The following is a 12,905-nucleotide window of genomic DNA, read 5'->3' on the forward strand; positions in this document are numbered from 1 at the left end:
AGCCACGACCACTGAGGACGCGACCATGCTCGAATCTCTGATCCGCGCGTCCATCCGGCATCGCTGGCTGGTCATGCTGCTGGCCCTGGGCCTCGCGGCCCTCGGCGTGTGGAACTACACCCGACTGCCGATCGACGCGACTCCCGACATCACGAATGTACAAGTACAGATCAATACCGAAGGCCCCGGCTATTCGCCGCTGGAAACCGAGCAGCGGCTGACCTATCCCGTCGAAACCGCGCTGTTCGGTCTGCCGCGCCTGGACTACACGCGCTCGGTTTCGCGCTATGGGTTGTCGCAAGTCACTGTCGCATTCAAGGACGGTACCGACATCTACTTCGCACGCCAGCTCGTGGCCGAGCGCCTGCAGCAGGTCAAAAGTCAGCTGCCACCCGGTATCGAGCCTCAGATGGGACCGATCGCGACGGGACTCGGCGAGATCTTCATGTACACCGTCGAAGCCAAGCCTGGCACGAAGCGACCGGATGGTGAGCCTTGGAGCGCGACCGATATGCGCACCCTGCAGGACTGGGTCGTGCGGCCGCAGATGCGGCACCTCGACGGTGTCACCGAGGTCAATTCCATCGGCGGTTTCGTCCGGCAGATCCACGTGACACCGGATCCGGTGAAGCTTGCGGCCTACAATCTGAGCCTGCGCGACGTGCTCGATGCCGTCGCCCGCGACAACGCGAATGTCGGCGCCGGCTACATCGAGCGCTCCGGCGAGCAGTATCTGATCCGCGTGCCGGGTCAGGTGGCTGATCTCGACGGCTTGCGCGAGATCGTCGTGACGCGGCGTGATGGCCTGCCGATCCGCGTTGGCGACGTGGCCGAGGTCAGCGAGGGGCACGAACTGCGTACCGGCGCGGCGACCGAAAACGGCCGCGAGGTCGTGCTCGGTACGGTGTTCATGCTGGTCGGTGAGAACAGCCGTGCCGTCTCGCGACGGGCAGCGGACAAGCTCGAACAGGTCAACCGCGGCTTGCCCGAGGGTGTCACGGCCACCGCGATCTACGATCGCACGACTCTCGTGGATCGCACGATCGCCACGGTGCAGAAGAACCTGCTCGAAGGCGCGCTGCTCGTCGTCGTCGTGCTGTTCCTGTTGCTCGGCAACGTGCGTGCCGCATTGATCACTGCGGCGGTGATTCCGCTGGCGATGCTGATGACGATCACTGGCATGGTGCACAACCGGGTGTCAGGCAACCTCATGAGTCTGGGTGCGCTCGACTTCGGTCTGATCGTCGACGGCGCCGTGATCATTGTCGAGAACTGCCTGCGCCGCTTTGGCGAAGCGCAGCATCGTCTCGGCCGTCTGCTGTCCCGTGACGAGCGGTTCGAGCTCGCGGCCTCCGCGACGACGGAAGTGATCACGCCGAGCCTGTTCGGTATCTTCATCATCACCGCCGTGTACCTGCCGATCTTTGCGCTCACCGGCGTCGAAGGGAAGATGTTTCACCCGATGGCGTATACGGTGGTGATCGCGCTGGTCGCCGCGATGGCGCTGTCGCTGACCGTCGTGCCCGCGGCCGTCGCGTTGTTCGTCACCGGACGCGTCGCCGAACACGAGAACCGCATCGTGCTCGGCATCAAACGCGTCTACGCGCCGCTGCTCGATCGCGTGATCGCATGGCGGCTCGGCGTCGTTGCGGCCGCGGCCGTGCTGGTCGTGGCGAGCGGGCTGCTGGCTTCGCGCCTGGGTTCGGAATTCATTCCCAACCTCGACGAGGGCGATATCGCGCTACACGCGCTGCGCATCCCGGGCACTAGCCTGTCGCAGGCGATCGGCATGCAGACGGCGCTGGAGGCGCGGATCAAGCAGTTTCCCGAAGTGGACAAGGTGATCGCGAAAATCGGTACCGCCGAAGTCGCCACCGATCCGATGCCGCCGTCGGTGGCCGACACGTTCATCCTGATGAAGGATCGTGCGGACTGGCCGGATCCACGCAAAACGAAAGCGCAGTTGGTCAGTGAACTCGAAGTCGCCGTCAGGGCGATTCCGGGCAACAACTACGAGTTCACCCAGCCGATCCAGATGCGCATGAACGAGCTGATCGCTGGCGTGCGCAGCGACGTGGCGATCAAGGTCTATGGCGATGACCTCGATCAGTTGCTGGCCTTTGGCAAAGTCGTTGAAGGCGTGGCCAAGACCGTGCCCGGTGCTGCCGATGTGAAGCTCGAGCAGATCACCGGCCTGCCGGTACTGTCGATTACGCCGAACCGACCCGCGCTGGCACGCTACGGCCTGGCCCAGGCGGATCTGCAGCGGACCATCGCCATCGCGCTTGGTGGCGAAACCGCAGGGCAGCTGTTCGAGGGCGACCGGCGTTTCGACATCGTCGTGCGCCTGCCGGAGAACGTGCGCACCGACGTTGAACGACTAGTCGCGTTGCCGATTCCGTTGCCGGCCGAAGGCGGTCGCGATGAGACACAGGCGGAGGCGACAGGGCCACGCGTGGGCTACGTTCCGTTGGGCGAAGTGGCGACGATCGATGTCGCACTGGGTCCCAACCAGATCAGCCGCGAGAACGGCAAGCGGCGCGTCGTCGTCACCGCGAACGTTCGTGGCCGCGACCTGGGGTCGTTCGTCGAGCAGCTGCGCATGCAGGCCGGCGAACGCCTCGCCTTGCCGGAAGGCTACTGGGTCGAATACGGCGGCACGTTCGAGCAGCTGATCTCCGCCAGCCAGCGCCTGCAGATTGTAGTGCCCGTGGTGCTGGTGTTGATCTTCGGCCTGCTGTTCATGGCGTTCGGGTCGGGGCGGGATGCGGCGATCGTCTTCAGCGGCGTACCGCTGGCATTGACCGGTGGCGTGTTGGCGCTGTGGCTGCGCGACATCCCGTTCTCCATTTCGGCCGGTGTGGGATTCATCGCGCTGTCCGGTGTCGCGGTGCTCAACGGCGTCGTGCTGATCAGCTTTATCCGCACGCTGCGTGCCGCGGGTGACCGGCTCGAGGATGCCATTCGCGACGGCGCGCTCATTCGGTTGCGGCCGGTGCTGATGACGGCCTTGGTCGCCTCGCTGGGTTTCGTACCGATGGCGCTGAACGTCGGTGCTGGTGCCGAGGTGCAGCGGCCGCTGGCCACCGTCGTGATCGGCGGCATAGTCTCGTCGACTTTGCTTACGCTGCTGGTGCTGCCGGCGCTGTACCGGCTCTTGCACCGCGACAACGACACCAATGGCCACACGGCCTGATCTTTATCGACTGGTTTTGTACAGGAGTTTACGAATGTTCGAATTCTCTCCACACCACCGCGACGGCACACCGTCGCCGCGGCGATGGTGGCCACTCTGGATCACGGTGTTGATGCTGGTTTCCGCCAGCGCGTTCGCGCACGGCGTCGCCGGCGACGACAAGGCCTTCATCGAGAACAGCACGGGCACGCAGCTCGTGCCGTTCATCTACCTCGGGGCCAAGCACATGGTCACGGGCTACGACCATCTGCTGTTTCTGTTCGGCGTGATCTTCTTCCTGTACCGGATGCGCGACGTTGGCCTCTACGTGACCCTGTTTGCGGTCGGGCATAGCGTCACGCTGTTGTACGGCGTATTGAGCGGCACGCACGTCAACCCGTATCTGGTCGACGCCATCATTGGTTTTTCGGTGGTCTATAAAGCGCTCGACAACCTCGGCGCGTTCCAACGCTTCTTCGGTGTGCAGCCCAACACCAAGGCGGCCGTACTGATCTTCGGGTTCTTCCACGGTTTCGGGCTTGCGACCAAGCTGCAGGAATTCACGCTGTCCCCGGACGGCCTGGTCGCCAACATCGTGGCGTTCAACGTCGGGGTCGAGCTCGGTCAGCTGATCGCCCTCGGCGGCATCCTGATCGCGATCAGCGTCTGGCGCCGCAGTGATGCATTCCGCCGTCAGGCCTTCGCCGCCAATGCCTTGCTGATGACCGCCGGCTTCGTGCTGATCGGCCACCAGCTCACCGGCTATTTCGCTTCCTGAGACTCCCATCATGACCACATCCACCGTGCTTCACCCGCTGCCCAGCCGTGCGCAGCTCATCAAAGCCACAGCGATCGCGGCGGCCGCCGCGGGCCTGATTCTCGTCATCGCCGTCTTGCCGGCCGAACACGGCATCGACCCTACCGGTATCGGCCGCAAACTCGGACTGCTCGGGATGAGCACCGGTGCCACAACGCCGGATCCCGTGCTGACCAAAGCACCGCCGGCCGCTCCCGCAACGGCTGCGCCGTCGATGCCAACGCCGGTCTCTACGGCGGTGCGCAATGAATTCGTCACGCAGAGCGACACCACGTTTCGCAGCGGCGAGATGCAGGTCACGCTCGGGCCCGACAAGGGGGCCGAGATCAAAGCAAAAATGCACAAAGGTGAACAGTTCACATTCACCTGGGCGACCGGCGCCGGCCCTGTCGAATTCGATATGCATGGCGAAGAGACCAACGCCGCGAAGGACGTGTTCACCAGTTACTGGAAAGGCGACGCGGCATCCGGCGCAGGCACCTTCACCGCACCGTTCGATGGCTCGCACGGCTGGTATTGGCACAACCACGGTACCGAGCCCGTGACAGTAACGGTCACCGTGAGCGGCTTCTACCGTGAGCTCTACCGCCCCTGAAATTTCCTACCGCACACCGCGCGTTCGCCGGCGAGCGGTGCGTTTTTGTCGGACGGCGACATTCCCTTGGAGAACACCATGAAAACCCGTTTGCTTCTCGCTGCCGTGCTCTCGGTTGTTGTCTTGCCGGCTCTCGCGCACGACCCGGCCGCGCATTCGCGCCGCGCACCGGCCGCGCCGGCTGAATGCGCAGACTTCGCCGGCAAGGATCCGGCCGCGATCGATCTGAAGGATCCCGCGGTCAAGGCCGCCCATGACAAGTGCGAAGCGGCCAGGAAGGATGCGAAGAAGGCGGCCGACGCCGCCGCTACGGCCGAACACGACCACTGAGCGTTGGCACCGCCGAGTCCGCAGCATGCGGACTCGGCGGTCCGGCTCAGGCGGCCGGCGCCGGTGGCAGAACGACAATGAAGCGGCTGCCGCTGCTCGACCCGGTTTCATAGCGTGCTTGCCCACCGTGGCGGTGAGCGATCTGCCGCACCAGCGCCAGCCCGAGGCCCGCGCCAGCCTCGTTGCGTGATTCGCTGCGGCGGAAGAACGGCTCGAAGATCCGTTCGCACTGCGCCGTCGGAATACCAGGACCTGCATCGGACACGACGACACGAATCTCCTTACTCGCGATCACTTCCACATGCACGGGTGGTCTTCCGTGCCGCGCCGCATTGTCGAGCAGATTGCGCAGCATCCGGCGCAGGAGGTTCGGATCGCCGCGCACGCTGCATGGCGTGCCGTCGAGCTGCACGTCGGTATAGCGTGCGCATTCTTCCGCGGTCAGCGCCAGCAGATCCACGTCTTCGTTGACGTCCCGGTCGTGTAGCGCGTCGAGCCGGCTCGCCAGCAGTATCTCCCCGATGAGGTGATCCAGCTCGACGATGTCGCGCTCCAGGCCGGCCTTTTGCTTCGCGTCGGCGCCGCCCTTGAGCAGTTCCACCGCCATGCGGATACGTGCCAGTGGCGTGCGCAATTCGTGCGACGCGTTCGCGAGCAGATCCTTGTGTGCGCCGACCAACGATTCGATGCGCAGGGCCGCGTGATTGAAGCTTTGCGCGAGCCGGGCGATTTCGTCGCTGCCTTCGACGGCAACGCGTGCAGCGAGATTTCCGGCACCAAGCGATTCCACGCCGCGCTGCAGGCGTTCGAGCCGCTGCGCCAGACGGCGTACGATGGGATAGGCACCTACGGCGACCGCAATCGCCAGCACACTCAGCGTCAGCAGCAGCGCATACGCCGGATGGCGAAAGCCGATCGGCAGCCCAATCACTAGCCAGCGTCCGTCCGGCAAGTGGATCGACCATCGCGCGTTGGGTTTCCACGGCTGCAGCCACTCGCTTGCGGGGACGTGATCACCCGTTGCTCGCCGCGGCTCGCCGACGGCGGCGAGCGGCGAGCGGTCCGGCGCGAGCAGGCTCACGTCGGCGCCGAGGTCACGCGCGATCTGCCGCAACGCGGCGTGCTGCTGAGACGGCGTCGCGTCCGCTGGCGGCAACGTGTTCTGCACGAGCTGGGCGAGCACGTCGTTGGCCCGGTCTACCGGACCGCCGTGGCGATGCCACACCATCGCGGCAGCGATGACAAATACGAGGAGGCTGCCGAGCAGCGCGAGGTAGAACCGCAGATACAAGCGTGACATGTCAGTCCTGCGACCGCGAGAACACATAGCCGGCGCCACGCACGGTGATGATGCGCTGCGGCCGCTTCGGGTCGTCCTCGATTGCGGCACGGATGCGCGAGACGTGCACGTCGATCGAACGGTCGAACGCTTCCAGCTGCTCACCTTTGACCATATCCATCAGTGCCTCGCGCGAAAGCACGCGGCCCGCGCGTTCGGCCAGCGCGGTGAGCAACGCGAACTGATACGACGTGATGATGCACTGCTCGCCATCGACGCGGACGCTGCGCGCCGCGCGATCGATCTCCAGGCGACCGAAATGCAGCGGCGGCTCGAGCGCGCCACCGTGGCGTCGCCGCAGGATGGCGCGCAACCGCGCCAGCAATTCGCGCGGCTCGAACGGCTTGGGCAGGTAGTCGTCGGCACCCAGCTCGAGCCCGACGATGCGATCGGTCGCGTCACCGCGCGCCGTCAGCATCAGCAATGGGATGTCGGAGTGCCTGCGTAGCTGCTGGCAGATGTCGAGGCCGTCCATGTCGGGCAGCATCAGATCGAGCACGACCGCGTCGTGCCCGACCGTTTCCAGGTGCTGCAGCGCGACGGTGCCGAGCGACGCCATCGTCACGCGGTAGCCGGCGTCGCCGAGATATTCCGCAATCATCTCGGCCAGGCGGGCGTCGTCTTCGACCAGCAGGATGCGTTCGGCCATAGGTGTCGAACTTTAGGGCCTCGGCAAAGCCTTAGCGAGCCGTCGCCTATCCTTGCACGCCGCGGTGATGCTGGGCGATCCGGTCGAGCAGCACCTTGCGCTGCGCGGGCGTCAGTACCTGCGCCGTGTCGGCGACGAACCGGGTAAGCGTGCGCGAAGCCTGATCCGCCATTCCGACGTGGCGCGCGCGTATCAGTTCGATGGCCCCGCGATCGATCTCGTCCGCACTGAGCAACGCGAGCATCTGTTCGTGCCCGTCATGGAACTGCTCGCGCAGCGGCAGCAATTCGGCAGCGGCCTGCTTGAAGATCGGGTCGAGCTTGGCCTTCTGGGCGTCGGTTGCGTCGATCTCGATGTATACGTGCTGCAGCATGCGGTCGACGTGAGCAGCCATGCGTTCCGGCGTGGCGAATTCCGCAGCCCCCTTGCCATGGTGCCAGCCGCCGGCAACGTGCGACGCTGTTCCGGCCGCCGCGGCCACGCCGAGGACGCCAGCGAGCGCGACAAAAGCGAGCGGACGCAACCAGCGACGGACCAGCGGCGACGATGTGACAGTGTTGCCAGATGCAGAGTTCATGATCAGTGCTTTCCGTGAGGCGTGGGCGATCCCACGGTCGGCAGTTTTCGCCGCGCCGGTAAGGTCCGCATGTTGCTTGTGTAAAGTTGTATGAAGTCCGCTGCAAATCACGCTGCGCCGGAGGGGGACGTGTCGGCCCGCTGTACCAGCACGCGATCGACCCCGGTTGCGATCCATATCCATCACCTCGAACCGCAGGCTTTTGTACTCAAAATGATCGCCGACCGCCGACCGCCGACCGCCGACCGCCGACCGCCGACCGGCGGCGCCGCTGCTGCCGGCATCGATGCGCTGCTGCGGGCGGGCTTTGCGGGAGGAAACGATCGCGATTTCCGATATCGCGAACAAATCGTTGATCAGGATCAACACCAGCAGAATCACGGATTCCATCGGTTCGGCAGGCCCGGCAAAGGTCAGCCGCTGGAACGGCCGATCATACGCACCCGCCGAGTCCCGTTCAGATTTCTCTGTCGTTCATACTGCTGCACAGCTTCCGGAGCATCGCCGCATGAGCGCGAAGTGGCCACGTCTTCATACCGGTGTCGGCTACGCGCTGCTGGCGGCCGGCCTGTTCGGTGCGAGCACCCCGTTTGCGAAGGCACTCGTCGGCCAGGTGTCGCCGCTGCTGCTGGCGGGGTTGCTGTACGCCGGCTCCGGGGTCGGGCTTTCGCTGTGGGCGCTGGCGCGCCGCTGGCGCGGCGGCAACAATGGTGACGCGCCGCTGGTCGCCCGGGACATCCCCTGGCTCGCCGGTGCCGTGCTCTTCGGCGGCGTGCTAGGCCCCGCACTGCTGATGTTTGGCCTGCAATACGCAACCGCGGCGGACGCGTCGTTGCTGCTCAACCTCGAAAGCGTGCTGACCGCCGCGCTCGCCTGGATCGTGTTTCGCGAAAACGTCGATCGCCGCATCTTCCTCGGCATGGTCGTCATCGTGCTCGGGGGCGCGCTGCTGTCGTGGGATACGGCCGCGGGCGGCGGCGTGTCCTGGGGCGCGCTGGGCATTGCCGGCGCGTGTCTGTGCTGGGCCATCGACAACAACCTGACCCGCGCTGTATCGGGTGGCGATCCGGTGCATGTGGCGGCGATCAAAGGCGCTGTCGCCGGAACGATCAACACGAGTCTCGCGTTGTCGCTGGGTGCATCCTTGCCAAACTGGGGTGCGCTCCTGGGAGCCTCCACGGTAGGCTTCGTCGGCTATGGCGTCAGCCTGGTGATGTTCGTGCTAGCGCTGCGTCACCTCGGCACGGCGCGGACCGGCGCGTATTTCTCGACGGCACCGTTTGTTGGTGCATCGCTGTCGTTATGGCTTCTCGGTGAATCGCCGACGACGATGTTCTGGATCGCCGGCGCGCTGATGGCGTTCGGCGTCTGGCTACACGTGACCGAACATCATGCACACGAGCACGAGCACGAAGCGCTGGAACACGATCACCGCCACCGTCACGACGCACATCATCAGCACGCGCACGCTTTTGCCTGGGACGGGAGCGAGCCGCACAGCCATCCGCATCGGCACGAACCGATGGTGCACGCCCATCCACATTATCCCGATTTGCACCACCGGCATCGGCATTGATCGAGGCACTCTGATGTTCTCTGAGGAAGCGGCGACGTCGACGCTGCGGCACTTGCCCTTCATTTCCGACGCCTGAGCAGCCGTTGCATCGACGCGAACCGGCCCACGGCGAAAACCGGGTTGACTGCATCGGTAGTTGCCTGCAGGGCAGACTCAACCGACCATCGCAATGCATCCACGCCGTGACGCATCAAACCCTCGATCGGCAGCGTTGGTGGAATGCCGGCAAATTCGTCCGCTAAATTACTGAGGGGCGGTTTGTACGTATCTCGACAGCATCCCAAGCAGCTCCAGCGCGTTTGGCACCGCATGTCCTGCCGCGGTGTTGTCGAAGATGCACCAAGTCGCCGCGCCTCCAACGCGCTCGGCTTGAAGACGCTGCGCAGTCGCGCGCAGGTACGCCTGATCGTAAGCGGAGTAGTACATGCGCGGCGATCCGTGCAGGCGCGTGTAGCGCAGCGACGGATCGCCGCCGGGCAGGGCTGCGGCGGCATTCAGCGCAGGATCGGCGGCGACGCGCGCGACGCGGTAGCGGCGCATTGCCGACTCGGCCGGTGCCTCGAACCAGGAGGCGTGGCGGGGCTCTACGCACAGTCCTCTGTCGTAACGTCTGCGGAAGGCGCGAAAGAAGGCGACCGCGCTGCGTGCATCGAACGCCAGACTCGGCGGCAGTTGTACGAGTAGCGCGCCGAGTTTTTCGCCGAGCGCGCCGACCTCGCCGAGAAAGGTGTCGAGCAGGGGCAGGGCGCCGATCAGGCGACGGTCATGGGTGATCGTTCGCGGCAGCTTCGCGGCGAAGCGGAAATTTTCCGGCACGCTGTCGGACCAGCGCTGGTAGGTTGCGCGCTGGTGCGGTCGATAGAACGACGAGTTGATTTCGACCGCAGAGAACACTGAGGCGTAGCGTTCGAGATGGCTGCCCTGATCGGCAAAGCGGGGTCTGTCGGCGCGGGCGAGCGACCAGCCGGCACATCCGATGTAGAGCGGCGTCGCGATCATGAGACGTCGGGCGGCAGGCGCGGGAACCCGCTGCCGGGCGCTTTGGATCGCTGCTCTCCGAGCCCGGACAGGGGCGCATCGGCGTTGCGCGACCGGTTATCGATCCGCGGCAAGCGGGTCTGTTCTGCCGCATCGCGTGCGGGGTTGCCGGCGCTTTCGCCGTGGCGGATGAACCCGATTTCGAGCGGCCATGGTAGTTCGGCCATCGCAACGTCCTTGTTCAATGCGCATTGACGGCAAGTGGCAGTGACATCGTGGCCAGTCGCGCATGAAGACGCAGTGGTCTTCGGTGGGCGCGCCGCCGCTTGCTCGCCGTCGGCGCTTTCCGGGCCGACGCGTCCCGGGCCTCCGGCGACGGGGTACGCCAGCGAAACCCGCAGGTCGCGTGGTTTCTTTCCTGCTGACGTCGCTTGCCCACGCGCAGCGGCCATCCCCGCGCGCGGGGAGCGGCAGCGCTGAGATTGTCGATGCCGGTCAGTACCTTGAGTGGCGGCTCGTGGAGTGTTCGCAGGGCGCACGGACGTCGGCGTGATGCATCGAGGCCATGCACGCTACGCACGTCGCCGCCGTTGCTTCAGAATTACCCGACCACGTACCCCCGAGCCGACGACATGCACCATTCGCCCGCACACAGATCGTCGCCGCGCTTCGAGGAGGACGCCGAGGATTTCGCCGACCGGCTCGCGCAAAGCGAAGCGCGGCTGCAGCTGGCGTTGTCGGCGGGCCGCGGCATCGGCACCTGGGACTGGCACGTACCGCTCGACCGGGTCATCGCAGACGAACGCTGCGCACGTCTGTACGGCGTCGATCCTGTGCGCGCGCGGGATGGGGTGCCCATCAGCGACATCCTGAGCCGCGTACATCCCGACGACATCGCGCGCCTGCGCGTGCGCATCGAAAGCGCACTGCGGACCGGGGATCTCTTCAGCGAGGAGTATCGGCTCGTCGATGCGGACGGCCATGTCTCGTGGCTGCTCGCCGAGGGGCGCTGCACGCTCGACGCCACCGGCGGCCCGCTGAGATTTTCCGGCGTGAGTTTCGACATCAGCGGGCGCAAGGCGGTCGAGAAACAGCTGCGCGAACTCAACGCCGAACTCGAGCAGAAAGTCATCGAGAGAACCCAGGCTCGCGGCAGGACCTGGCAGGTCAGCCCGGATCTTCTCGGCGCACTCAACAGCCAGGGCTATTTCGAAACCTCGAATCCGGCCTGGTTCACGGTGCTGGGGTGGACCGAGGATGAAGTGGCCAGCCAGTCCATCTTCGAACTGCTGCATCCGGACGACGTGGAGCGGACGCGGGCGGAGTTCGAACTGACGCAGCAAGGACAGCCGGCGATCCGCTTTCCGAACCGTTATCGGCACAAGGCCGGGCACTACCGGTGGATTTCCTGGGTCGGCGTTCCCGAGGACGGCCTGGTGTACTGCAGCGGTCGTGACATCACCGAAGAACGCGAGCAGGCCGAGGCACTGGCACGTGCGGAAGACGCCTTGCGCCAGGCGCAGAAAATGGAAGCCATCGGCCAGCTCACCGGTGGCCTGGCGCACGATTTCAACAATCTGTTGGCGGGAATCAGCGGCAGCTTTCAGGTCATCGAGGCGAAACTCGCGCAAGGGCAGCACGACGGCCTGGAACGCTACCTCGAGATGGGCCAGAACTCGGTGCGTCGCGCTGCGTCGCTGACGCAGCGTCTGCTGGCGTTTTCGCGGCGACAGACGCTCGATCCGCGGCCCATCGATGTCAAGCGCCTCGTGGACGGTATGGAGGATCTGGTGCGACGTTCGGTAGGTCCGAGCGTCAGCGTGGAGGTCGCCGCCGACGCCGAGCTCTGGGCGACCTGTGTCGACGCATCCCAGCTCGAGAATGCGCTGTTGAATCTGTGCATCAACGCGCGCGACGCCATGCTCCCGCTCGGCGGGCAGCTAAAGATCGTGATCGCCAACTCGAGCCTTTCCGAACCCAAGGCGGCGGAACACGAACTCATTCCGGGTGACTATGTTTCCATCTGCGTGATCGATACCGGCGCAGGCATGGCGCCCGACGTGGCGACACGCATTTTCGATCCGTTCTACACGACCAAGCCGCTGGGTCAGGGCACCGGCCTGGGCCTGTCCATGGTCTACGGGTTTGCGCGTCAGTCGGGCGGGCACATCACGGTGTCGACCGAACCGGGGCAGGGCACGACGATGTGCATCTACCTGCCGCGCGACTTCGGCGATATCGAGGACGTCGCGGACGCACCGGAGAACGCGCTGGAGAGGGGGCAGGGCGAAACGATCCTGCTGATCGACGACGAGGATGTCGTGCGCATCGTGCTCAACGAGGTCCTCGGCGAAGCGGGCTATGAAGTCCTGACCGCTGGTGACGGCGCGTCCGGACTCGCAGTGCTGCAATCGACCGCACGCATCGACCTGCTGATCACCGATGTCGGGTTGCCGGGCGGGTTGAACGGTCGCCAGGTCGCCGATGCGGGCCGTGCACTGCGACCGCACCTGAAGGTGCTGTTCGTGACCGGATTTGCCGATGGCGTGACCCTGGGAGGCGGCGCGATGGAGCCGGGCATGAACGTGCTGACGAAGCCTTTCGACGTCGGCACGTTCGCGAGCAAGGTCCGCGACATTCTGAACGAAGACAGCCCATTATCCGGTTGATGCGACTGGCCGGCACGCGTCTGCCCAAGCAGACTCAAGGGAAGCGCCGAGCAAGTCCTGGTACTACTGCTCCTGTACTCAGCACCCGACCTCCACAGCCCCCCCAAATGCCTGCTGCGCAGGCCTTTGGCCGGTCCTGCCCGTCGGGCGTTCAGAGTGATCAGAACCAGTGGTTCTGAGCGATCACTCTTCACCCGGCC

11 protein-coding genes are annotated in these 12,905 nt (G+C 65.3%); 6 read left to right on the forward strand and 5 right to left on the reverse strand.

The window, feature by feature from the left end; all coding sequences use genetic code 11:
• Window positions 1-25 precede the first annotated feature (25 nt).
• From RUU78_RS09415 to RUU78_RS09430, 4 genes are all read left to right on the forward strand, one after another.
• Complete coding sequence (locus RUU78_RS09415; protein ID WP_313915934.1) at window positions 26-3,196, forward strand: CusA/CzcA family heavy metal efflux RND transporter; 3,171 nt, start codon at window positions 26-28, stop codon at window positions 3,194-3,196.
• Between the two features lie 112 nt (window positions 3,197-3,308).
• A complete protein-coding gene (locus RUU78_RS09420; protein WP_313915955.1) occupies window positions 3,309-3,953 on the forward strand; it encodes a HupE/UreJ family protein in 645 nt (214 codons plus the stop codon).
• Between the two features lie 10 nt (window positions 3,954-3,963).
• Window positions 3,964-4,587 (forward strand): hypothetical protein, encoded by a 624-nt coding sequence (locus tag RUU78_RS09425; protein ID WP_313915936.1) that lies wholly within the window; start codon window positions 3,964-3,966, stop codon window positions 4,585-4,587.
• A 66-nt stretch (window positions 4,588-4,653) separates the two neighbouring features.
• Entirely contained in the window at window positions 4,654-4,917 is a 264-nt protein-coding gene (locus RUU78_RS09430) for a hypothetical protein (protein WP_313915938.1), read from the forward strand.
• Between the two features lie 46 nt (window positions 4,918-4,963).
• Here RUU78_RS09430 and RUU78_RS09435 read toward each other — a convergent pair whose 3' ends face one another.
• From RUU78_RS09435 to RUU78_RS09445, 3 genes are read right to left on the reverse strand one after another with little or no spacing between them, the layout of a single operon-like run.
• The gene (locus RUU78_RS09435; protein ID WP_313915941.1) at window positions 4,964-6,217 is read right to left on the reverse strand and encodes a HAMP domain-containing sensor histidine kinase; all 1,254 of its coding nucleotides are present in this window, start codon (window positions 6,215-6,217) and stop codon (window positions 4,964-4,966) included.
• Window position 6,218: 1 nt separating this feature from the next.
• Window positions 6,219-6,905, reverse strand: coding sequence for a response regulator transcription factor (locus RUU78_RS09440; protein WP_313915943.1), 687 nt, complete (start codon window positions 6,903-6,905; stop codon window positions 6,219-6,221).
• Window positions 6,906-6,951: 46 nt separating this feature from the next.
• A complete protein-coding gene (locus RUU78_RS09445) occupies window positions 6,952-7,872 on the reverse strand; it encodes a periplasmic heavy metal sensor (RefSeq protein ID WP_313915946.1) in 921 nt (306 codons plus the stop codon).
• A gap of 118 nt (window positions 7,873-7,990) precedes the next feature.
• Between RUU78_RS09445 and RUU78_RS09450 the strand changes: the two genes are divergently transcribed.
• Window positions 7,991-9,058 (forward strand): DMT family transporter, encoded by a 1,068-nt coding sequence (locus tag RUU78_RS09450; protein ID WP_313915947.1) that lies wholly within the window; start codon window positions 7,991-7,993, stop codon window positions 9,056-9,058.
• A gap of 243 nt (window positions 9,059-9,301) precedes the next feature.
• Here RUU78_RS09450 and RUU78_RS09455 read toward each other — a convergent pair whose 3' ends face one another.
• Both RUU78_RS09455 and RUU78_RS09460 read right to left on the reverse strand, forming a co-directional pair.
• Window positions 9,302-10,057, reverse strand: a complete 756-nt coding sequence (locus RUU78_RS09455; RefSeq protein ID WP_313915949.1) for a DUF72 domain-containing protein — start codon at window positions 10,055-10,057, stop codon at window positions 9,302-9,304.
• A complete protein-coding gene (locus tag RUU78_RS09460) occupies window positions 10,054-10,263 on the reverse strand; it encodes a hypothetical protein (RefSeq protein WP_313915951.1) in 210 nt (69 codons plus the stop codon). The genes RUU78_RS09455 and RUU78_RS09460 overlap by 4 nt, the downstream gene beginning before the upstream one ends.
• A 405-nt stretch (window positions 10,264-10,668) precedes the next feature.
• Between RUU78_RS09460 and RUU78_RS09465 the strand changes: the two genes are divergently transcribed.
• Complete coding sequence (locus RUU78_RS09465; protein ID WP_313915953.1) at window positions 10,669-12,705, forward strand: PAS domain-containing protein; 2,037 nt, start codon at window positions 10,669-10,671, stop codon at window positions 12,703-12,705.
• The last annotated feature ends 200 nt before the right edge of the window (window positions 12,706-12,905 follow it).

It is taken from the genome of Tahibacter sp., assembly GCF_032229445.1.
Taxonomy (GTDB): Bacteria; Pseudomonadota; Gammaproteobacteria; order Xanthomonadales; family Rhodanobacteraceae; genus Tahibacter.

Bases quoted from the DNA above. Each gene is read 5' to 3' on its own strand.
- RUU78_RS09415 (WP_313915934.1), top strand. From the start codon at position 26: ATGCTCGAATCTCTGATCCGCGCGTCCATCCGGCATCGCTGGCTGGTC.
- RUU78_RS09420 (WP_313915955.1), top strand. From the start codon at position 3,309: ATGCTGGTTTCCGCCAGCGCGTTCGCGCACGGCGTCGCCGGCGACGAC.
- RUU78_RS09425 (WP_313915936.1), top strand. From the start codon at position 3,964: ATGACCACATCCACCGTGCTTCACCCGCTGCCCAGCCGTGCGCAGCTC.
- RUU78_RS09435 (WP_313915941.1), bottom strand. From the start codon at position 6,217: ATGTCACGCTTGTATCTGCGGTTCTACCTCGCGCTGCTCGGCAGCCTC.
- RUU78_RS09440 (WP_313915943.1), bottom strand. From the start codon at position 6,905: ATGGCCGAACGCATCCTGCTGGTCGAAGACGACGCCCGCCTGGCCGAG.
- RUU78_RS09445 (WP_313915946.1), bottom strand. From the start codon at position 7,872: ATGGAATCCGTGATTCTGCTGGTGTTGATCCTGATCAACGATTTGTTC.
- RUU78_RS09450 (WP_313915947.1), top strand. From the start codon at position 7,991: ATGAGCGCGAAGTGGCCACGTCTTCATACCGGTGTCGGCTACGCGCTG.
- RUU78_RS09455 (WP_313915949.1), bottom strand. From the start codon at position 10,057: ATGATCGCGACGCCGCTCTACATCGGATGTGCCGGCTGGTCGCTCGCC.
- RUU78_RS09460 (WP_313915951.1), bottom strand. From the start codon at position 10,263: ATGGCCGAACTACCATGGCCGCTCGAAATCGGGTTCATCCGCCACGGC.
- RUU78_RS09465 (WP_313915953.1), top strand. From the start codon at position 10,669: ATGCACCATTCGCCCGCACACAGATCGTCGCCGCGCTTCGAGGAGGAC.